The sequence below is a fragment of the Schaalia dentiphila ATCC 17982 genome (assembly GCF_000154225.1).
GTDB lineage: Bacteria > Actinomycetota > Actinomycetes > Actinomycetales > Actinomycetaceae > Pauljensenia > Pauljensenia dentiphila.
Genome location: NZ_DS264586.1, coordinates 380,756 through 402,370 on the forward strand (window position 1 = coordinate 380,756; position 21,615 = coordinate 402,370).

17 protein-coding genes, 3 tRNA genes and 1 riboswitch are annotated in these 21,615 nt (G+C 66.5%); of the genes, 4 read left to right on the forward strand and 16 right to left on the reverse strand.

Translation table 11 applies throughout. The features are described 5' to 3' along the window. Nucleotides 1-37: 37 nt before the first annotated feature. Nucleotides 38-114, reverse strand: a tRNA-Ile gene (locus ACTODO_RS01625). 140 nt (nt 115-254) lie between these two features. Between ACTODO_RS01625 and ACTODO_RS01630 the strand changes: the two genes are divergently transcribed. Then, nucleotides 255-1,997 carry a pyruvate dehydrogenase gene (locus tag ACTODO_RS01630; RefSeq protein WP_003790651.1) on the forward strand — a complete coding sequence of 581 codons (1,743 nt, stop codon included), beginning with the start codon at nt 255-257 and terminating at the stop codon, nt 1,995-1,997. A gap of 72 nt (nt 1,998-2,069) precedes the next feature. Here ACTODO_RS01630 and ACTODO_RS01635 read toward each other — a convergent pair whose 3' ends face one another. The 8 genes from ACTODO_RS01635 to ACTODO_RS01670 all read right to left on the reverse strand — a co-directional run bounded on the left by ACTODO_RS01635 (nt 2,070) and on the right by ACTODO_RS01670 (nt 10,304). Next, a complete protein-coding gene (locus tag ACTODO_RS01635; RefSeq protein WP_003790653.1) occupies nt 2,070-2,660 on the reverse strand; it encodes a hypothetical protein in 591 nt (196 codons plus the stop codon). A gap of 160 nt (nt 2,661-2,820) precedes the next feature. After that, a complete protein-coding gene (locus tag ACTODO_RS01640; protein ID WP_003790655.1) occupies nt 2,821-3,717 on the reverse strand; it encodes a fructosamine kinase family protein in 897 nt (298 codons plus the stop codon). Nucleotides 3,718-3,873: 156 nt separating this feature from the next. Next, nucleotides 3,874-4,608, reverse strand: coding sequence for a DUF8453 domain-containing protein (locus tag ACTODO_RS01645; RefSeq protein WP_244262493.1), 735 nt, complete (start codon nt 4,606-4,608; stop codon nt 3,874-3,876). A gap of 1,504 nt (nt 4,609-6,112) precedes the next feature. After that, nucleotides 6,113-6,188: transfer RNA gene (locus ACTODO_RS01650), tRNA-Ala, on the reverse strand. Between the two features lie 141 nt (nt 6,189-6,329). Continuing rightward, nucleotides 6,330-7,079 carry a hypothetical protein gene (locus ACTODO_RS01655; RefSeq protein ID WP_244262494.1) on the reverse strand — a complete coding sequence of 250 codons (750 nt, stop codon included), beginning with the start codon at nt 7,077-7,079 and terminating at the stop codon, nt 6,330-6,332. Between the two features lie 374 nt (nt 7,080-7,453). Continuing rightward, nucleotides 7,454-8,152 carry a GNAT family N-acetyltransferase gene (locus tag ACTODO_RS01660; RefSeq protein WP_003790661.1) on the reverse strand — a complete coding sequence of 233 codons (699 nt, stop codon included), beginning with the start codon at nt 8,150-8,152 and terminating at the stop codon, nt 7,454-7,456. Next, the gene (locus ACTODO_RS01665) at nt 8,149-9,375 is read right to left on the reverse strand and encodes a molybdopterin molybdotransferase MoeA (protein ID WP_003790664.1); all 1,227 of its coding nucleotides are present in this window, start codon (nt 9,373-9,375) and stop codon (nt 8,149-8,151) included. The genes ACTODO_RS01660 and ACTODO_RS01665 overlap by 4 nt, the downstream gene beginning before the upstream one ends. Before the next feature lie 5 nt (nt 9,376-9,380). Beyond that, nucleotides 9,381-10,304, reverse strand: a complete 924-nt coding sequence (locus ACTODO_RS01670) for a UTP--glucose-1-phosphate uridylyltransferase (RefSeq protein WP_208853676.1) — start codon at nt 10,302-10,304, stop codon at nt 9,381-9,383. Between the two features lie 40 nt (nt 10,305-10,344). Between ACTODO_RS01670 and ACTODO_RS01675 the strand changes: the two genes are divergently transcribed. Next, on the forward strand, nt 10,345-10,989 hold the full coding sequence (locus tag ACTODO_RS01675) for a 5-formyltetrahydrofolate cyclo-ligase (protein ID WP_003790668.1): 645 nt from the start codon (nt 10,345-10,347) through the stop codon (nt 10,987-10,989). A gap of 288 nt (nt 10,990-11,277) precedes the next feature. Then, entirely contained in the window at nt 11,278-11,691 is a 414-nt protein-coding gene (mscL, locus tag ACTODO_RS01680; protein WP_003790670.1) for a large conductance mechanosensitive channel protein MscL, read from the forward strand. 128 nt (nt 11,692-11,819) lie between these two features. Here mscL and ACTODO_RS01685 read toward each other — a convergent pair whose 3' ends face one another. The 7 genes from ACTODO_RS01685 to ACTODO_RS01715 form a co-directional block, all read right to left on the reverse strand. Then, nucleotides 11,820-12,041, reverse strand: a complete 222-nt coding sequence (locus ACTODO_RS01685; protein WP_003790672.1) for a hypothetical protein — start codon at nt 12,039-12,041, stop codon at nt 11,820-11,822. Continuing rightward, nucleotides 12,034-16,242, reverse strand: coding sequence for a hypothetical protein (locus ACTODO_RS01690; RefSeq protein WP_003790674.1), 4,209 nt, complete (start codon nt 16,240-16,242; stop codon nt 12,034-12,036). The genes ACTODO_RS01685 and ACTODO_RS01690 overlap by 8 nt, the downstream gene beginning before the upstream one ends. Nucleotides 16,243-16,267: 25 nt before the next feature. Beyond that, entirely contained in the window at nt 16,268-17,185 is a 918-nt protein-coding gene (locus ACTODO_RS01695; RefSeq protein WP_003790676.1) for a DMT family transporter, read from the reverse strand. A gap of 15 nt (nt 17,186-17,200) precedes the next feature. Next, nucleotides 17,201-17,273, reverse strand: a tRNA-Arg gene (locus ACTODO_RS01700). 154 nt (nt 17,274-17,427) lie between these two features. After that, nucleotides 17,428-18,360, reverse strand: coding sequence for a universal stress protein (locus ACTODO_RS01705; protein ID WP_034511812.1), 933 nt, complete (start codon nt 18,358-18,360; stop codon nt 17,428-17,430). 133 nt (nt 18,361-18,493) lie between these two features. Further along, nucleotides 18,494-19,243, reverse strand: a complete 750-nt coding sequence (locus tag ACTODO_RS01710) for a C40 family peptidase (RefSeq protein ID WP_346432464.1) — start codon at nt 19,241-19,243, stop codon at nt 18,494-18,496. Nucleotides 19,244-19,245: 2 nt separating this feature from the next. Then, a riboswitch (cyclic di-AMP (ydaO/yuaA leader) is annotated at nt 19,246-19,386 on the reverse strand. Nucleotides 19,387-19,622: 236 nt separating this feature from the next. Then, the gene (locus ACTODO_RS01715; RefSeq protein WP_034512560.1) at nt 19,623-20,300 is read right to left on the reverse strand and encodes a metal-dependent transcriptional regulator; all 678 of its coding nucleotides are present in this window, start codon (nt 20,298-20,300) and stop codon (nt 19,623-19,625) included. Nucleotides 20,301-20,473: 173 nt separating this feature from the next. Here ACTODO_RS01715 and serC point away from each other — a divergent pair, with 173 nt between their 5' ends. Beyond that, nucleotides 20,474-21,601, forward strand: a complete 1,128-nt coding sequence (gene serC / locus ACTODO_RS01720; RefSeq protein ID WP_003790686.1) for a phosphoserine transaminase — start codon at nt 20,474-20,476, stop codon at nt 21,599-21,601. Nucleotides 21,602-21,615 lie beyond the last annotated feature (14 nt).

A 21,615-nucleotide genomic window follows, 5' to 3' on the forward strand; every position in this document is an offset into this window, starting at 1 on the left:
GTCAGGCGCGACGCTGGCAGAACCCGGGCTTGGGAGATGGTGCCCCAAGTCGGGCTTGAACCGACGACCGACGGATTATGAGTCCGCTGCTCTGACCGACTGAGCTATTGGGGCCCTGCCATCCTATCGGAGGAAGGCGAGAGTCTTCCACCGACACCCTCGCTGATCCGTCGATCACGCTGTAGCGACACGGGACCTTAGTCATACCTATTGTGATTTTGCAAGGTTTGACCCAAACAAATTAAGGAGATGGCATGAACGTCGCGGAGCAGATCGTGGCTCAACTCGTTGACGCGGGAGTCCATCGGATCTATGGAATCGTCGGCGATTCACTGAACCCAATCGTTGACGCAGTGCGCAAGACCGGCGGCTCAAAGAAGGGCGGCATCGACTGGATTCACGTCCGCCACGAGGAGGCTGCGGCGTTTGCCGCGTCTGCGGAGGCTCAGTTGACGGGCAAGCTCGCGGTGTGTGCGGGTTCGTGCGGCCCGGGCAATCTTCACCTCATCAACGGTCTGTATGACGCAAACCGCACGGGTGCGCCGGTCCTGGCCATTGCCTCGCACATTCCGAGCGTCCAAATCGGGTCGATGTACTTTCAGGAGACCCACCCGGACCGTATCTTCGAGGAGTGCTCGGTCTACAACGAGCTCATTTCCTCCGCGGCACAGTCGCCGCGCACGGTGAACTCAGCAATCCGCCACGCGGTCGGCTTGGGCGGCATCTCGGTCATCACATTGCCCGGCGACGTCTCTGACCTCAAGGCCGTTGAGCACGTTCCCACCTACGCGCCCGCGCGCCCCGCGACGCTTGCTCCCAACGCCACCGATATTGAAGAGGCCGCAGCGCTCTTGAACAAGGCCGACAAGGTCGCTATCTTCGCTGGCGCCGGTGTCGAGGGAGCTCACGACGAGGTCATCGCCCTGGCGGATGCGCTCAAGGCACCGATCGGCCACTCGCTGCGCGGCAAGCACTTCATCCAGTACGACAACCCCTTCGACGTGGGCATGACGGGCCTGCTGGGCTACGGCGCGGCCGCCGAGGGCATGAACGACGCTGACGTGCTGATCCTGCTGGGTACCGACTTCCCCTACGACCAGTTCCTGCCGGACACCCCGACCATTCAGGTGGACACGCACGCGGAGAAGCTGGGCCGCCGCACGGACGTCGGCCTCGCGATCCACGCGCAGGTCAAGCCCTTCATCGAGGCACTCCTCCCCCACCTGCGCGCGAACCGCTCCGATTCCTTCCTAAAGTCCAAGATCAAGAAGCACTCGGAGATCATGCACGCTCCCGTCGGCGCATACACGCGCAACGTGGAGAAGATGCGCCCAATCCACCCCGAGTACGCGGCCCACCTCCTCAATGAGACGGCCGCGAAGGACGCGATTTTCACCGCGGACACGGGCATGTGCAACGTGTGGACCGCCCGCTACATCGATCCGCTCGGCACGCGCCGTCTCATCGGCTCCCTGCTGCACGGGTCGATGGCGAACGCCCTGCCGATGGCCCTGGGCGCTCAGGTCGCCTACCCGGATCGCCAGGTCGTGTCAGTGTCGGGCGACGGCGGGCTCTCGATGCTTCTCGGCGAGCTCATCACCGCGAAGATGTACGACCTGCCGGTCAAGGTGGTCGTCTTCAACAATTCGACGCTGGGCATGGTGAAGCTGGAGATGCTGGTCAACGGCCTGCCTGACTTCCAGACAGATGTCCCTGATACGAATTACGCGGACATTGCCCGCGCAATTGGCTTCCACGCGGAGCGCGTCGAGGACGCCTCTCGCCTGGAGGACGCGTACCGCGAGGCATTCGCTGCGCCCGGCCCCGCCCTCGTTGAGGTCATCACGGATCCGAACGCGCTGTCACTTCCGCCGGCCATCACGGGCGGCCAGGTCGTCGGTTTCGCGACCGCGATGAGCAAGATCGTTCTCAACCGCGGCATCGCTGAGGCTTTCTCAATGGCTACCTCCAACATGCGCAACATCCCGCGGCTGTAGGTCGTGCGTCGCCCCCGAAGACGAGGCTGGGGTCGGGTCGTTCACGCAACCCGCCCCCAGCCTCACGCACGTTTAACGTGAGGATCGTGTGTCGGCCCGCGAACGCACGAGCTTGGCCACGCACCACAAGCCCCCGCCGCACAGGAGAAGTCCAAGGGCTGCGGGGACAATGACGGAGGCCCCCGCCTCACCCGCAAACGCCACGCTCCACAGGGTTTTTGCGATGGCGATCAGCGCCATGACCGCTAGACCGAGCCAGAGATTGCGCCGCCATAATGCTGCCGCTAGCGCCGCCAACGACAGTGGAACCATGACCGTGAAGAGGACCTTACCGGGCGTCCAATCACCCTGCAGGTACTGCTGTTCAAACTGGAGGAACTGCTGCACGCGCGGGCTCACCTGACGCGGTGGGGGAAACCATCCCATGCTGGTGAGGAGGAGGAGCACCGTCGCCATAATCCCCGCGCCGCTGCGCTTGTAGGCGAACCAGCACAATGGAATGAGGAAAAGCGGCCGAATATACCAGCTCAGCTGGTTCTGGTGGCGTTGCCATAGCCAGTCCCAGAAGCTCGGCACCGTGAATGCTGCAGCAATGAACGCGACAATCAAGGCACCACAGACGAATGCGATAGCTGTGTCATACTTTCGCAGTACCACCAACATGCACACAGGCTAGCACTCCCATCGAAACGTCACCGTCACGCATCCGTCGTCGGGTTGGTTGCTTGCGCCGCGCATGCACGTGCACGGGGTCAACAATCGGCCGTATCGCAGTCAGTCGGAGCGCACCATGCACTCCGGCCCGGCGCGAAGGCATCCCCTTCTAGCTATAGCGTCGGGCGATCGAGACCGCCTCGGGCACGTAGGAGCGGCCAAAGAGCGCGCAGTGGACAATGATGATATGCATCTGATGCAGGGCGACGCGCTCGCGCCACCCGTCCGCCAAGGGCGAGGCCTCGTTATAGGCGGCGAGTATGCGTTCGTAGTGCGGGCAGCCGAAGACCGCGAGGGCCGCCAGGTCCTCCTCGGCGTGGCCGCCCTGCGCGGCGGGGTCGATGAGGACGGCGCCCTCGGGGGTCCACATGACGTTGCCGGACCACAGGTCGCCGTGGGTGCGGGCCGCGCCGACCGGGCCGGGCCGGGCGATCACGTCGGAGACCAGGTGGGGTTGGTCGTGGTCGAGCGCACCCGATTCGAGGCGCTCGCACAGGCGCTCGATAAGAGTCCTGTCGGACACGCTGAAGACCGGGGCGTCCAGGTAGGGGGCGATGCGTTCGCGCGCGTAGAAGGCACCCCAGGATGAGGCTGTGGCCCGGTCTTGCGCTGTTTCGCCGCGCGCGGGACGGCGGGGATTGGACGCCTCACTGGGCACGCTGCTCTCCGTTCGATGCATGGTGCGGTTGCTGGCTTTCGTGGCATCACGAGGCAGCGACAGGGGCGCCTCCCCCATCCAACCATCCCCCTCGAATCCGGGTGGCGGCGCGCCCAGGTGGCTGGCTCCGGCGGCGTGCGTATGGGCGAGGGCGCGGCCGAATCCTTCTGCGGCCCGAGAGGTTGGCGCGACGGACGCCAGACGCGGTTCCTCGAGCCACGTCGCGCCGTGCTCGAGGACGGGCACGACGGCTGCGCCGGGGTCCGAGGCCTCCGCAAGCCACGCAAGACCCGCGACCTCGTAGGCGATCCGCCCACGGCGGCTGTCCCTCTTCCTGATGGTGTCCACCGTGTGTTACCTCCTATCTGCGTGGAAGCTGCGGCGCTCCCTCGTCTCTTGGCGCTTCAGCACGCGACGAGTCCACGATATCAAGGGTTATGCGAGGCATCCGGGACTCCTCCAACGCTCAGAAAAGTTGCAGGTCGTCCGCTCGAGAGTGGATCGCTAACGACTCAAGTTCCCTATCGAGCGGGCGATGGCTTGACCGAGAAGATAGAAGCTACGCTCTGTGCCATGCAGATTGTCGGGTTCCGGCCCATCCTCCGCTACAGGAAATAGACCCGAACGGAAGATCAAAATCTCGTATTGTTCCTGGTACTGCGGCGCTGCTGGATCATCAGAGCCATAGAACAACTCGATCGTTCCTTCTTTAGGCATCCCAGCTTCGGTCGTTCCATCTGAAAAATTGCCCTCGAGGCGCCAGTAAGTCCGAATCGAGCAGCCAGGAGGCAGAGTTCGTTCAGTCTCAAAAAGGATCTTAACGTGTTCAGCCACGTCATCGATCTTTTCCGGCCAGTTGTCGAATTGGATATGCAAGTTTCTCGCAGCTGTCTTACCGACATTCGTGATCCGAAGATCAAAATGACGACGTCCAGCCAAACTCGGAACAATATCGGCATACACGTATGGACGCGTTTGTGCGATGCTATCCAATTTCATCTGCTCATTGGCTTCCGCAGCTGCGTTACTCGCTGCCTTCGAGGCACGCATAGCTGATACAGCTGTGAAGCCGGCCCACACCGCTGCAACTAGTAGCCCCAAAGTAAAAACGGCAGTCGCAAAGGACGACCATGCAGCGACAGACTCGGCCCAGGACACTGTGTTCATGGTTGTCAATGCTATCCATTCGATTAACTCCTCAAAGCCAATTGAAACATCCAATCGATGATTGCTTTCCAAGATGTTGCATCACCAGGGCAACCAGAAAACCTTCGCAGCCCCACACAATTGCTGGTTACGTTGCGCACTCCGGGCTAGGAACGGGGACAAGAGACAAAGAACCGTTGTCAGACGCAACCGGATCTGGGCACCCTCTTGTGCGCACACTGTGGCCCAAGGACTCGCACGTGAACCCGATGATCTGCGCGCGGGCAGCGCCGCCCACGTGCATACTCAAGGGTTAACGTGCGCATCAAAGGGTTAACACGCATATTCAAGGGCCCACGTGCACACAACACACCACGCGAGACAATGAATCCGCCAAAGCGCAGACCCATTCAGCCAAAACCGTCGTCGTTGGGCGCTTTTCGCCCAACGGGTATGCACGTTGGCAACAACAACGCTCCAGCCCACGGCCCTACGCCACCCAGCGGGGGGAATGGCTCCATCCAAGGCTCCGACACGCCGGCGACATGCCTCCAGAGGGCTTCACGTGGCGCAAATCCCCACCTCCGCCGGCGCGTCGAGCGCGCGAGGCCACACTTGTGCCTACGTGGATAGGTTGTCCTGATGCGGATAGGTTATCGATACGCGGATAGGTTAATAAGCTATCCACATCCTCATAACCTATCCATGTCGCAATAAGCTATCCGCGTACGTGGCCAGTTTCGTCGACGTGAAGGGCAGCGGCAGACGGGACAGCCTGACCTCAGTGCTGGTGGAGGGGCTCGGGGCCTGATTAAGGTGCCGGGGGTTGCGACAAAATTCGCCCAACAGACACCCCTCCCGCCCACACCCGCGAAAAAACTCGCCCGGCAGGCTACAAAACGCCCCTTTTGGGCCATGTTGCCCGCGCTGGGCGAATATTGTCGCGCTATCGGCATTGACAGGTCGCGCTGGGCGAACTTTATCGCGCCCACGCTGCTTACCGCGCCGTGAGATGAAACCATCAACACCAATGCAGGGACCTCAGGACGCCTCCATGAAACCCACGACGCCTTTGCTCGATGAAATAGCGCCGAAAACGGGTGTATCTGGCTCGCAATGGTGCCGTCGGTTTCACCAGAGACGGAGCACGCGCCAGCAAAGGCGATGACGGTTTCACGAGAGTTCCCGAACGCACCGGTGGGCGGCGGTGGGGCCTAGCCGCGGTGCCGGTGGGCGGCGGTAGGGCCAGGGCGGGTCTGGAGACAACGTGCCACCGCACACAGCACCGCAGGCGCCGCCGGTGTGGAGGGCGCCGGAGGGTACGGGCGGGCTTCGAGATCGACCACTCCGAGCCTTTAGGCTCGCGTGTGGCGATCTCGCGGGCGGCCGGGCCCGACGGCGCCCGGAACACCCGTGGGGCCTCAAGCAACATAATGCAGGAAGGCCGCCGCCCACGAGCACACCGAGCAGCCCGGCCCACAGGACAGCACGTGCGGCGCCCGAAACACCAGCGGCGCCACAAGCAACACAACAACCAGGCACCGCAACACCACGCCAGGCATACAAAAAACCGACATCCGGATCGGATGTCGGCCTGTGGTGGAGCTAGGGGGATTCGAACCCCCGACCTTCTCATTGCGAACGAGACGCGCTACCAACTGCGCCATAGCCCCAAGGACTCGGACAGCTTAGCACCATGACAATCAGCCGCGCAAGCCGACCACCGACGCGTGCGACATGACACGGAGCCCACACATGCGAGCGCGCCGCGAGCCCGAAGGCCCGCGGCGCGGCATCAGCAGCTGAGAGGTCCCCTATTGGGCGCGTCGCGCGTCCAGGACGGCATCCAGGTCCAGGGCGACGGCCTGATCGGCGACGACCTCGGCGGTGGAGCGGGCGCCCACCTGGGCGGTCTGTGCGATCGGGCGCGCCGGGACGGCGGCGGCGATGCGCGGGATGCCGCGCAGGTCGGTGTCGGCGTGGACAATGCGTCCGCGCACGCGCTCGCGCGACGCGTATGTCGGAGCGGGGATCGGCGCGACGGTCCATGCGCGGGCCGGGGTGTCAGCGACCTCGACGACCTCGGGCACCTCGACATTAAAGACGAGGGAGGGAACGGAGCCGGTCTGGGGTTCCGTGGCCTCGACTACCTCGGAAACCTCCTCCGAAGTGGAAGACGAAGCCTGAGTATCCGCAGGAGCGGCAGCGGTGGGACGCCCAGCGCCGCGTACGTCGCCGCGAAGCTTGGTCAGCAGCTCAAGTTCACGTTCGGAGGCGCGCTGGGAGCGCACAGCGGCGACACGGGACGTAGCCAGGGAGGCGACGAGCGCGGCTGCCGGGATGGCGATCCATACCCACGCGATGGAGGTCGCTGCGATCACGATGCCGAGCACGACGGTCGCGAGCGCGCAGACGCCAGTGACGACCATGCGGCGGCGGCCGGCGGCGCTTTCGGCGGCGAGACGGGCGGCGCGACGGGCACGCAGCTTCGCGATCTCACGGACCGCCTTGTTGTTGCGACGGTCGATAACGGGACGCGTGCGCCCCGTGGTGCCCTGGTGCATGCTGCCTCCGCTCGTCAATGCGCCCCGCGCCAGGATGGTTCCGCTGGCGTGGTCGCATGTGTCTAATTCTGGCTCATTCGTGTGGATCATGCGCAGCCTCGGAGAGAAACGGTCAATTTCTCGAGACTGAACGATTGCTGTCCTGCGTGCAACGAGCGACGGTACCGTCGCGATGAGCGCGACGAATATCGCTGCAATGACGAGTCCACCAATCTCCACCCTCACAAAGTACGGGCGTTTGTGACGCTGCGCTTTGTGCGATGGGCGCGTGTCGGGCTCTCAAACCTCTCGGTAAAAAGAGAAGTAACCACAGGTGTCACACCTGTACCATTTGCCCCACATGCACCGTTCAGCAAGCAAAGAAAGCCGCTGACTCAGTCGATCGCCGAACTCCCCCACCGACGTCGCACGAGGCCACCCTCAGGCAGGGACTCAGCATCAATAAAGAACGCGATATGGTCCGCCCACTGCCCACCGATGTGCATGAAGCGCGGACGCAGCCCTTCCTCCACGAGGCCGAGGCCTCGGCACACGCCCAGGGAACGCTCATTCTCGGGACGCACGCACACCTCGACGCGGTGCAGGCCAAGCTCGCCGACGACGAGGTCAAGGACGAGCGCCGCTACCAGGGATCCCAGACCTCGCCCCGACCATTCGGAGACGATCCAGTAGCCAAGCATGCCCGTCGACATCGCACCCCAGTGCACGTTGGAGATGGAGAATTGGCCGACGAAACGCCCATCGATCTGCACGCCGAAGATCAGGCCGGTCCCCTCGCGATGGTCTCGATCGGCACGACGCATGTACTGCGAAAACGTCGGAATGTGTTCGAGCGTATCCGGGGGCAGGGTCGCCTCCCACGGGCGCAGCCAGTGCCCGTCGGTGCGGCGCACGGTATCGAGGGCGCGGTGCTCCTCGCCGCTCACGGGACGCACGACGAGCTCGCGCGGGCGCGGATTCGGCTCGGTGCCGCTGCGCAGGAAGCCGCGGCCGACCGGGTCGGCCACGCGCAGCGTGAGCATCTCAATGTCGCGGCCCCACACGCACCGGCGACGCCGGAGGAAACATTTCATTCGAGGACCAGGCACTGCAGGCGGTCACCCGCGCGCACCGTCGTCACGTCCTCGGGGACGACCGCGAGAGCGTTGGAATCCGCGAGCGCGGACAGCAACAACGAGGCCGGGGTGCCCATGACGGCGGCGTTGTACCCGGAGCGGGGGGAGCCGGTGAGGCGCACGCGCACGAACTCGCGGCGGCCTCGCGGAGAGTACCAGGAGCGGTCGATGGCGGCGCGCACGACGGGGCGGTTGACGGCGGTCCAGCCCTGCATGTGGCGCAGCGCGGGGCGGACGAACACCTCGAAGCAGACCTGGGCGGAGACCGGGTCGCCGGGAAGGCAGACGATGGGCGTGCCGGGCTGGCCGTCCTCGGCGCCGACGGTACCCACACCCATGATGTGGCCGGGCCAGGCGGCGACATTGTCGAAGCGGACCGTTCCGAGCGCACCGAGGACCTCACGGACGGTGTCGCCGCTGCCGTAGGAAATGCCACCCGTCGTCAGGATCAGGTCCGCGCGCACCAGCTGATCCTCGATGGTCTCGCGCAGGCGAGCGCGCTCATCCGGGACGGCGGCGACGCGGAAGGTCTGTGCGCCGGCATCAGCAACGGCCGTCGACAGGGCATGACCGTTCGCATCAAAGACCGTGCCGGGGCGGGCCTCGCCGCCGGGCTCGACGATCTCGTCACCGATTGAGATGATGACGACGCGCGGGCGCGGGTGGACCAGCACACGGTCGCGGCCCACGCCGGCGAGGAGGGCCATCTGGCGGGCACCGATACGCGTGCCGGAGCGCAGCACCGTGTCGCCCTGCGCAACGTCCTCAGCGCGGCGGCGAATGTTCTCGCCATTGGCGGGGGCGGTCCGCAGGGCGACCTGGGCGATGCCGTGATCCGTGAACTCGAGGGAAACCACGGCCTCGGCGCCGGAGGGCATGGGCGCGCCGGACGCGATGCGGATCGCGGTGCCGGGCACGAGGGCAGCCGGATCGACAGCGCCAGCGCGGATCTCCTCGGTGACGGGAAGCGTCACCGGCGACTCCAGGGTGGCTCCCTCACAGTCACGGATGCGAACGGCGTATCCGTCGCACGCCGACAGGTCGGCGACCGGGAGGTTGAAGGGGGCCTGCACGTCCTCTGCGAGCACGCAGCTGACCGCGTCAGCGAGCTGAACGTCGAGCGGCGGCAGCGCGTGGGCAACGGCCATGCAGTCCTGGTAGAAGTCGGCAACGCTTCGCATAGTTGTTAGTCCTCAAGCTTGGAGCGCAGGAACTCCTTGAGTTCCGCTCCAAGCGCCGGGTCCTCAAGGGCGAGCGTGACATTAGCTTCGAGGTAGCCGAGTTTGTCCCCGGTGTCGAAGCGTCGCTCGTCGATGACTACACCGTACAACCCTCCACCCTCTTCTTCGGGGAGGTCGATCATGCGCGCGTACCCATCTGTGAGCTGATACTCACCACCGGCGCCCGGTTCGATGTTCTCGAGGGCCGCGAACACGGCCGGGTCGAGCAGGTAGCGACCGACGACCGCGTACTCGGACTTGACCTCTTCGAGCGGGGGCTTCTCGGTGACGTCGGTAATGCGCATGAGCTGGCCTTCTTCGAGGTCGACGCCCTCGGGGATCGGCAGGACCTCGACGGCGGTCGACGCGTAGGCGGTGGCCTGCTCGGGGGTGACCTTCAGCAGGGCGACGACGGTGCCGCCCAGGGCGGCGCGCACCTGGATCATCTTGCGCAGCAGCTGCGAGCCGGGCTCCATGAGGTCGTCGGGCAGCAGGACCGCGCAGGGGGCGTCGCCCACGTGGGACTTGGCCTGCAGGATCGCGTGACCGAGTCCGAGGGGGTGGCCCTGGCGCACGGAGTGGACGCGCGCGTACTTCTTGTACTCGTTGACGTATTCGAGGGCCTTCTCCTTGCCGGCCTTCTCCAAGTCGGCCTCGAGGCCGGGTTCGGCGTCGAAGTAGTCTTCGATCGACTGCTTGCCGGCGCGGGTCACGAAGAGGATGTCCTCGATGCCGGCATCCGTCGCCTCGCGCACGATGTACTCGATCGAGGGACGGTCGACGACGGGCAACATTTCCTTGGGCACGGACTTCGTGATGGGCAGGAAGCGGGTTCCGCGACCGGCCGAGGGAACGACAGCGTGCACTACTGGCTGGTTTCTATCTGACATACTTCACAGAGTAGCGAAGAAAACGCCCGAGAGGGAGACGATGGCCACAAAAACAACTCTCCGCGCGGAGGTGCGTATCAGGCGCCGCGCCCGGCGCGCGGGCACGTCCACGATCGAGGCCCCGTTAGCCCCAGAATTCAACCAGTCCCCAATCCCGGTGCGCGACCGGGCCGAAGCGGAAGGGCTCGCTCACCAGATTCGCGCCCTGGCCTCGTCAATGGGCGCAGTCACCCTGCCTGCACTGTTCATCCCCACCCCCCTCGAGCCCGACATGTCCCTTGCGCTCGGGCTATTTGAACGTGCGCTCCTCCCGGTCCTCCTCGACGAGGCCGGGGCTCCCCTCGGCGCACCGCGCTGGGGACTGTGGGAGCCGGGCCAGGCGTTGGTGACGCTCGGGCGACCACCCGCTCAGCCGAGCGGTGAGGTGCTGGGCGCGGAGTCGCTCAAGGAGGCGGATCTGATCGTCATTCCGGCGCTCGCTGCGTCCGCGGACGGGACTCGCCTCGGCCAGGGAGGAGGCTGGTACGACCGCGCGCTCACGCACCGCTCCCCCGGCACCCCGGTCGTTGCGGTGATTTTCGACGACGAGGTACTGGAGGCCGAGATAATTCCTGCGGAGCCTCACGACGTTCCCGTCGACGGAATTGTGACGCCGACACGGACGATGGCAATCAACCTCCGATAAGCCTTTTTCGGGGTTTTTCCTATTAAGCACAACGCCAGCACCCATTTGTCACATACCTCTCACGGCGGACTTTTCGGCCTAAATCCGCACCTCACTGACCGAGTTGCAAGAAATGCGATGAAGATTACCTCCTAAGCACTGTCGTGCGACCTTAGTCCACACTAGGGTGAGGGTCTGTGAAGGAGCGCCAGCAGGGAACGCGCTCCCCGGCGGCACCGGACCGCCACGCCGAAATACTTCGGCACTCCAGACTTGCCGGCTCACCCGGCCACTCTCACAGGAGACAACATGATTCAGGGATTCAAGGAATTCATCTCTCGCGGTAACGTCGTTGAGCTCGCCGTCGGTGTCATCATCGGTGCCGCCTTCAAGAACATCGTCGATGCCCTCGTCGACGGCATCATCAACCCCCTCATCGCCGCTGTCATCGGCAAGCCCGACTTCTCCGACGCCTTCATCCTCACCCTGAACGGTACCGACGTGAAGTTCGGCGTCCTGATCACCGCGGTCATCAACTTCCTGCTCATGGCCATCGCGCTCTACCTGTGCATCATCGTCCCGATGAACGCCCTCAACGAGCGCATGAAGAAGCAGGCCGCCGCCGATGAGGCCGAGGCCAAGGCCAACAAGGAAGAGAGCGACGAGGTCAAGCTCCTCACGGAGATCCGCGACGCCCTCGCCCAGGGCACGCCGCGCCACTGAGCATCTGATCCCTCCTCGTGAGGGACGAATGCGGGGCCGATGCTTGTCGCATCGGCCCCGCCTTTTTGTATCAGCACAACACGAGAGCGCCGCTCCAGCGAAGAAAACTCGCGCTCACGCACCAACCCCTACGCCCGCACCTGCGCGTGCGGCGGCACGTTCTCGAGCAGCCGCACGTCGTTGGCCCCGTCGCCCCGGTCGGGGGTATCAGCCATGGAACCGGGGCGTGTGTCCTCGGGTCGCACACGATCCTCCCAGGAGGGCGGCAGGCCCTCCTCGATAAGGCGGCGGTCTACGTCGGACACGTAGCGGGCGACGCGGCGACGCTTGCGCGGCGTCGTCTCACTCATCGGAGGATTCCTCCAGCTGCGCGTCATCGGAGGCCGAAGCCTCGTCAGATTCCTGCGCGCTGGCCGCGGGCTTCGTGCGGCGCACGACGTTGCCTAGGACCGCGTCGGACTGGAAGCCGCGTCGGGTGATACCCAGGGCCTCGCGCAGCTCTTCGGCGGTCTCCAGGTCGGTGCGCTCGACGCCGTCGGAACGCACCCAGGCGGCCATCTCGTCGAGCTGGTCGTCGGAGTAGGCGGCCAGCGGCAGGCCCTTGGCGATCGCGGGGCGAGGCCCACGGTTCTCCTCGGAGGCGCGCTCCTTGCGCTTGATCGCCAGCAGCATGCCGGTGGTGTCCTCATCGGCCTTCTTGCGGCGCTTGGATTCCTCGTCGAGGCCGTCGTCCAGCATCGGCATGCGCGGGGCCGAGGCGTCCGAGGAGTCCTCAGCCGCGTCCGCCCCCTCGTCACCGTCACCGGAGGAAGCCTCTTCCACGCGCTCTTCCACGCGCTCGTCCGCGGCCTCGTCATCGGCGATGCGTTCGGGGACCTCGACGACGGGCTCATCGTCGGTGGCGCGCAGCTTCTCAAGCGCATCCAGGACGGCATCGACGACGAGCGATGCCTCCTTGTCGGGGTCGATAAACAGCGGCATCGACAGGGCGGTGTAGACCGCCCAGCCCTGGGCTTCGAGCCAGCGGGGACGGGCGCGGTCGCGCACGCGCTGGCTGCGTTCCGCCAGGTACTCCTCGTCATCCGTGAGCACCGCGAGAAGCAGGCGCCCCGGAGACTCCGGGTGACCGATCGCAAGCGGGATCCGCATGCCGCCGGGGATACCGACGTTCGCGACAACCTCGAGGCCGCGCGAGTACAGGCGCTCGGCAAGGTCGACGAGCAGGCGATCCGGTTCGCCGGTCAGGACGGGCCAGGCGTCCATGCCCTCGCCCGCGTGGCCTTCAGCAATCTCCAGGAGGTCGACGAGCATACGCGAGCCCTCGTGGCCCAGGCGGTCACGGTCAATCTCCGCGCTGTGCAGGGCGGAAACAAGCGTCAGGTCGCCGCGCACGACGCGCAGGACCTCGGCGAGCGCGTCCGCACCCTCCTCGCTCGACAGGACGCCGAAGTCGTGAATGACCCGCCCGTGCGGGGTCTTCGCGAACCCGACGGACAGGATGAGCGATTCGCGGGTCAGGCCAGCCACCTGATCGGGGCCGACGACAACGAAGGGCTCCGGGGTCGCGGGATCGAAGAACGAGGCCAGTCCGGGCTCGTCGGCCTTCACACTCTCCAGGGCCTCGCGGATACGCTGCGCGTGCCGCTCGGACAGAGCGACGACCGCGAGGGAACGCTCCGGGGCCTCGACCGCGTGTTCGATGACGGCGTCGACAACTGCGCGCACCTCGGCGGCGGTCGATTCGATCGCGTGCGCACCGGGCGCGGGCATGCCCGTCGCCTCCACCCAGCGGGCGGACACGGGCGCGTTCGCGGCGGTCCACGGGACGGGGATACCGGCGTGCTCGTAGCCGTAGCGGGCAAGCAGCAGGGCGACCTGATCGTTGAGGCGGCGCGGACCGGGCTCGACGCGCACAACCGGCAGGACGCCCGCCAGCTCGCGGGTCGCGCCGCTTTCCGAGGCGCCGGTCAGATCGTCGATCACGACCAGCTGGTGGCCACGCGCGATGATGGGTGCCAGCTCGGCGAGCGGCAGGCCGTCAGCGCCGTCCAGGACAACGACGTCCACGGTACGTCCCGTCGGCGCAAGGGCCGGAACCATCGCAGGCACCGTCATGAGGACGGGCAGCAGGTGGCGCACGAGCGGGTACGACGTGAGCAAGTCCAGGTCGGAGGGAGCCGTTCCGTCGACGAGCAGGTCGTGCAGCTCCTCGTACTGGCTGGGTCGGGCCGCCAGGGCGTTCGTGCGGATTCGGCGCACGCCCGTGATGACCTGCGGGATGAGCGAAGCCACCTGAGCCTCATCAAGCTCGCAGCCCTCACGCGCCAGGTCCTCGAGGGAGGCAGGGTCCACCCCGCCAAGCGCGGGCTGGGAGGCGAGCATGGCGCGCAGCAGCGAGGCCCACCACGCAAGATCGAGCTCGGTGTCGATCGCGGCGTCTTCGACCTCGCGATCGGCGAGGTCCTGGGCGAGCTTGTCGAGGCCGTGAGCGGCCAGGCGCTCGCGCATCTGAAGGCGCGCGGGCACCTCGCGAGCGGCGGACGTGTCGCCGGCCCAGCGTTCGATGAGGGTCGTCAGGCGCTGCAGGTGGGTGCCCACCAGGTCCGGCTCCTCTGCCGCGAACACGGGGGCGATGGCGTCAAGGTCATCACGCACGGCGTCCGTGAGGGCCGAAATCTCGCCGATCTTCGCGGGGAGGATGGGCCACGAGTCGTCGCCGCAGACCGCGCACCACGCGTCGCGGCGCTCCTGGACGCGAATGAGGGCACGGTGCAGGTCGGGAACGTGCACGCCCGGGCGCACGAGGTCCTGGGCCTGCTTGACGAGGCGGTTGCGCTCGGAGCGGCCCATCGAAATATCGTGGTCCTTGCGCCACTGCTTGGGCGCGGTTGCGATCACCATGTCGGCGGCGCTGCGTTCGAACACGCGGGGCAGGAATACGTCGAGGACGTCGGCGATGCCGTCGAACATGGCGAGCTGGCGGTCCCACTGGGCGAGCGTGCCGGCGGGCTTGATGCCGGCCTCGCCGGCGACAGCCGCGATGCGCACGCGCAGCTCGGGCAGGGTCTTAGAGAGGCGGTCGACGCGCAGCAGCACGTCGGAGGCCTGTTCGTCAGAGGTCAGGACGGCGTTGCCCCACGCGGAGGAGGCGGAGCCCTTGAGGGTCCCAGACGCCAGGGCCTCACGCAGCAGGGCGCGGGCGCTCTCACCCTGATCGACCGCAATCTCGTAGAGGGTCTTTTCGTCCAGACGCACGCGGGTCGTGGGCGCATTCTCGCCGCTCGTTAGGTCCGTGAGAGCACGCAGCGCGTCGGCCGCACACACGCCAAAGCGGCCGTAGGGCTGGTGGAGCTCGGCCACGTACGAGGCCAATTGGCCGCGCACCTGACGCAGGCGGGCACGCATCTCGTCAACGCTTGCCTGGTCGACGACGGGCGAGGTGTCCTCCATTGCGGCGCTCACGCGCGCGGCGAGGTTCTTACGCGCGTCGGAATAGCCGTCGATGTTAGCGACGATGTCGGCGAGGCCCAGATCAGCCAGGCGCGTGTAGGCGGCGATCGAACGTGACGGGGAGGTCGACACGTGCAGGACCGACCGACCGGTGGCGGCCGCGTCCGCGAGGATGGCCGCGACGACGGAGGCGTCGTCGCTGTGCGCGGGGATGTCGATGAAGACGCTTCGACCGTCGGAGGCGGCCTCGACCGCGTCCTGCTGGGAGGGAATCAGGTCGCCGACGCCCTTTTCTGCCCACGGGTCACGGTCGGCGGGGTTGGGGACCGGAGCCTCGGAGCGCAGGTCGTTGCGCGCGTCCTGGTCGCCCGCGAGCGCGCGGATCACCTGAGAGTCCTCGAGGGCTGTCACGTCCTCGGCCAGGCTGGCGGCGAGGGCGCTGGCCGGGTGGCAGAACAGGCCAATGACGAGGTCGTCGCGGACCTCGAAGCGCGGCAGGGCGGCGCAGGCATCACGCAGGGCAGCCATCGCCTGCGAGGAGGAGAACCCGTGGGCTCCGCTGGCCTGGGCGAGGATCGTGTCCCCGTCCACGTTGAGGCCGTGGCTGCGCAGTGCCTCGGCCAGTTCGGGAGCGAGCAGGCCGCCGCGTCCGAGCGCGATGAGCACGTCGTCGTCGCGACGCACGAGGCGCACGGGGCGCAGCAGGGCGGGGACGGTGACGGCGTCGGTTCCGTTGCGCCACGAGGCCGTGCCGATTCCCAGGTGGATGGGGCCTGTGCCGTGCGCGGAGGCACGCTGCTCGGAGCGTGCGATGATGGACCGGGCGCGCTCGAGGGCGCGGCCCAGGGCGATGGGTTCGCGGATGAGGAGGCTCAGGCGTACCGGGTGTTCCGTGTAGAGCTGGGCGAGACCTCCGGGGTGCGCGCCGGACAGGGACAGCGTCGGCAGAGACGTGGAGTCTGCGGCGATGTCCTGGTCGAGACGTGAGCGCCACTTCTCGCGCGCAGAGCCGACGAGGGTGGTCGGGTGCGTCGAGGTGGACGAAGCCTCGGGGGCCTCGGGCTCAGGGGCGGAACGGCGCGAAAAGATACTAGGAACCACGTTTTAACCCTACGGCAGCACCGCCCTATTGTGTGACGCGGCGCGCCCGGAGGAGGTCGACAACGGAAATGGTCACAACGGCGCCGACGATGAGGGCCATACCGGCGATGTCGATGCCCGTGTAGGAGCTTCCCATGACGAGGGCGGAAAAGGCGGTCGCGGCGATGGGCTCGAGGCTCCCGATGAGCGAGGCCTTGACGGGCCCAATGCGGTCCACGCCCCACAGGAAGGCGGTGGAGGCGACGGCGGTGCCGAGGACGACGGTGCTGAACATAGCGAGCACGACGTCGGGCGTCCAGGTGATGTGGAAACGCCACACTCGACCGACCAGGCCGACGCACGCACCGGCGATCAGGAGGCCGTATGCCACGACGACGTCCACGCCATAGGCCGCAATAAGCCGAGCGGGCAGCAGTGTGTATGTCGCGCGCGTGAGCGCAGCGACGGCTCCCCAGGCGAGCGCGGTGGGCGTGATAACGAGGGAGTCCAGCGACCCGTTCGTGCACAGCAGGAAGGTGCCGGTCACGGCGAGGACGATGGCGATCACCTCGGAGGCACGCGGCCATCGCCTGTGGGTGAGACACACCCAGACGACGATGAGGATGAGGCCCAGGTACTCAAGGACGGTGCCGGTGCCCGCGTTCGAGGCGCGAATCACCCCCATGTAGGTGATCTGACAGGCCGCGAGCCCAAATATCGCGTAGATCACAAGGTCTCGCCAGTTGCGAGATGAGGACACCAATTCTCGATGACGAGCGGATACCCCGCACGAGCGCGCGAGAACGTAAACGAGGGCGAGGATGCCCGAGACGAACATGCGGAAGAAACTGATGAGGGTCAGCTCGATGCCGTGATGCTCCATGAGGTAGTCGGCGGAGACGCCGGAGGCGCCCCAACACAGGGCGGCCACGACGGTCACGAGAGACCCAAGGGCGTTGCGCATGGCGTCCTTCTACTGTGCCCCCGAGACGATTCGAACGTCCGACACCCGCTTTAGGAGAGCGGTGCTCTATCCCCTGAGCTACGAGGGCGTGACAAGTTGTCCGCGCCCACTGTAGCAAAGTGCGCGCACCGCTGCCCTGCGTCGTCGTGCGGGGAGCCTCACCCCGGGCGAACATTCGTCTCCATACACGGACGAGGCCGGGGTACCCACGCTTCGGACCCCGGCCTCGTGAACGTATGCGATTAGCGGCGCTCCCATTCGGTGTGCACGGCCGTTCCCGCATCCCCGAGGTGGGCGGAGGGAACGATCATGATCGGGCAGGTCGAGTGACCGAGCACCGTCTGCGACGTAGAACCGAGGAGCACACCGGCCAGCCCTCCGCGCCCGCGGGTGCCGACGACCACCAGGTCGACCGCAGTGGAGAACTCGATGAGCAGCGATGCCGCTGAGCCGTCGAGGGCGTGGCGGGAGACGTGCATGTCATCGCCGTCCAGGGCGGCGGCGATCGCGGCGTCCATTCCCTCGCGCACCTGCGCGAGCAGGGCCGAGTGATCGACGCCCGTGGGGGTCCACGTCATGACGGACGGGCCCACCGCGATCGGCACGGCGGACACCGCGGTCAGGCGCGCATCCCACAGGCGGGCCTCGCCGATCGCGCGCTTGAGCGCGCACGAGGGCTGATCGGTGCCGTCGATACCGACGACGACGCGCTCGACGGGCGTGAATTTCTTGCCCGAGGTGTGGCGGGGAACGACGACGACGGGGCACTTCGAGTGAGCGGGCAGAGCGGAGGAGACCGTCCCCAGGAGACGATCGGCGAATCCGCCGCCGCCGCGGGAACCGACGACGATCATGTCCACCTCAGCGGAGAAGTCGATGAGCACCCCCGCCGGGTCTCCGGGCTCAGTCGAACCGGAGACATGCGTCGCTCCGCGTTCGCGAGCCAGGGCCTTCGCCTCCTCGACGACCTGTTCGGCGCCCGCCTTCAGGGCCTCATCGTCGAGAACGGCGTATCCGCCGTCCAGGGCGGCCGCAGAGTACGAGGCCAGCGCGTAGGTACACAGGCAATGGATACGCGCTCCGGTGCGCGCGCCGCGATCAGCGGCCCATTTGACGGCGGCAAGGCTCTCCGTCGAGCCATCGACACCGACCAGAATGACTTCGGTAGAACTCATGATGTCCTCCTCGTGGTGGCAGTCACTTATATTGTGCCGCATTTTAACGATCCACGAAAGCCCAAACCGAGCACAAACAGCGATCCCCGCAGCCCGTAGGGGCTGCGGGGATCATCAGCTATGTATCGCAGGCTCAGTAGCGCACGTAGGTGGCGCCAGCGCGGACCGGCGAAACCCGGGAGAGACTGCCGGGCACCGTGGCCTCAACCATCTGACCGCCGCCGATGTAGATGGCGACGTGACCGGGGTAGGACACGATGTCGCCGGGCTGCGGGTCGGACACGATGGTGCCACCAGCGGTCTGAGCGGACGAGGAGTGCGGCAGGTTGATGCCAGCAGCCGCGTACGCGTACTTGACCAGGCCGGAGCAGTCAAGACCACCAAGGGTCTCGCCACCGTAGACGTAGGGGATACCGGTCAGGCCGAGGGCTACGGAGACGATGTCGCCGCCGGCCGCGTTCAGGCTGGCCTGACGGGCGGAGGTATCGGAGGTCGCGTCGGAACGGGTCTCCGAGCGAGAAGCAGCCGAGTCGGACTGATCGGCGGCGGGGGTCGCGGCGGCGGGGGCCGACGCGGGGGCCTCAGCGGTCGCAGAAGCGGTGACGTCCTCTTCAGCGGTCCACTCAATGTCCGGGACCTCAACGGTGGTCACGTCATCGACGGCAACGGTCGTCGTGTTGAGGTCAGCGCTCTGCGGCTCAGACTGGGGGGTCGCCGGGGCGGCGTTCGCAACGCCGGCGGCAATCGCGGTCAGCGCAACACCGGCGGCCGACGCGAAAGCGATCGGACGAGCGGCGCCGGAAACGTTCACACCCTCGACCACGGAATCGGTCAGCGGGCGACGTGCCATGCGGTGACGCGGAGCAGGCTTAATAGTCTTCACTCATGTTCTCCCTGTTTCCCTGCGAGGTTAGCTGTCGGGTTCGGACGGGAGGTCCGGCTCGGCGTGCGAGCTTCACCCCAAGGCTCAAGGAGCCACATCTGGGTTCCCCGCGTGAGACGATTTTTCCGCTCCATTCGTCGTCTCACTTCGGGTTCCGAATGGGCGGGCGGTCTGATGACCGACAGCAACTATACCTTGACCACCCAGCCAATGTCACGTTCTGGTAACAGTGACCACCCTCATCGTTACCATTCCGTGACATTTGCGTCCCGCAATCTCAGGAAAAACCCCGCCCCCTCACACGTTTCGAGATTCGAGACACACCCCGTAGACGACAAAAGCCGGGGCTTATCGCCCCGGCCTCGTCAATCGTCAGCGCTCACTCATCCCGCACGAAAAGGTGCGCGGCCAGCGCCATCGGGATCGTCAGGTAACCGCGAACCTCGCCGGCCTCGTCGAGAGCGGCGACACGCACGACGTCACCGTGCGCAGAGAGGCCCACTCGCGCACCCGGACGCAGGCCCAGCTCATCGAAGGAGCCAAGCAGCTCCGCGTCCGCCTGAATCGGCTCGCCAATGCGCGCCAGCGTGAGGGCCCCCGCCTCGAGCGAACGCACCGCCAGCTCGGCAGAATAGGCGCCCTCCGGCGGCGCACAGCCAGGCATAGGGTTGCCGTAGGGGTCCACGCACGTATTGCTGAGCAGCTCCTCCAGGCGTGCCTCGACGGCGTCGCTCATCACGTGTTCCCAGCGGCACGCCTCGTCGTGCACCTGCGCCCAGTCCATGCCAATCACGTCAAGGAGGAGACGCTCGGCCAGGCGATGCTTACGCAGCACCTCGGTGGCGCGCGCCCGGCCAGTGTCAGTCAGCTCGAGGCGACGATCGCCCATGACATGCAGCAGCCCATCGCGCTCCATGCGCGCGACCGTCTGCGAGACCGTCGGGCCGGAGTGCCCCAGGCGGTCGACGATGCGCGCACGCAGGGGGGTGACCCCATCCTCCTCGAGCTCAAGGATGGTCTTGAGGTACATCTCGGTGGTGTCGATCAGGTCTGCCACGTCGGCCTCCTTCATCAGGCAGGTAGTAAACACAGAATAGGGTCACCTTCCTCCCCGCAAGAGCAACGACACGTTGATGCGGAAAAACAGGCGTGTCGGCGTGGGCGCCCTCACGACAATTCGATTAATGAACGTGATGGAAATACCCTGCCCGAGAAGACTAGGCTGTTGCCATGGTGGCTTTCCCCGACATCCCCCAGGCCCTCGTCCCCGCTGACGGACGCTTCGGCTGCGGCCCCTCCAAGGTGCGCACCGCACAGATTGAGGCGCTCTCCGCCCCTCTCCTCATGGGCACCTCCCACCGCGCAGCCCCCGTGCGAGACGTGGTTGCCTCGCTGAAGGACGGGCTGCGCACCCTTCTGTCGGTCCCCAGCGACTACGAGGTCGTCCTGGGCAACGGCGGCGCCTCCGCATTCTGGGACGCAGCCTGCGCGTGCCTCATCTCTTCGCGCGCGACGTTCGGCTCCTGGGGCGCATTCGGCGCAAAGTTCGCCTCCGAGGCCGCCCACGCACCTCACCTCACTGCCCCCCTCATTGACGAGGCCGCACACGGATCTCTCGTCACCGTCTCCCCGCGCCGGGCTTCAGAGGGCGTCGACGTCTACGCCTACCCCCACAACGAGACCTCCACCGGCGTCACCTCCCCCGTCTACCGGGTCGAGGCGCCCGACGCGCTCACCCTCGTGGACGGCACGTCGATCGCGGGGGCTGCACCCGTCGACCTGACCCAGGTCGACGCCTACTATTTCTCCCTCCAAAAGGCCCTCGGGTCCGACGGCGGCCTATGGGTCGCGGTCCTCTCCCCCGCCGCCATCGAGCGCACCCACCGCGTCGAGGAGAGCACCGACGGGCGATGGGTCCCGCAGTTCCTCTCCCTGTCCGCAGCCATCGACAACTCGCGCAAGGACCAGACGCTCAACACTCCCGCGCTCGCAACGATCGTGATGGCGGAGCGCCAGGTCCGCTGGCTCCTCGAGCGCGGCGGGATGGACGCGGTGAGCGCCCACTGCGCCCAGGCCTCGTCCCTCATCTACGACTGGGCCGAAGCGAATCTGGCCGCACGCCCCTTCGTGGACAACCCGGCGTGGCGCTCCCCCGTGACCGCCACGATCGAGATCAACGAGGCCGCGAGCGTCTCCGAGCTGGCCGCGCACCTGCGCGCGCGGGGGATCGTCGACATCGGTGCCTACCGCGGCGTGGGCACCAACCAGCTGCGCATCGGCACGTGGCCGAGCGTGGAGGTCGACGACGTCGAGGCTCTCCTGGCGTGCATCGACTACTGCCTGGAGCGCGTGCTCTAAAGCCCTCGACGCCC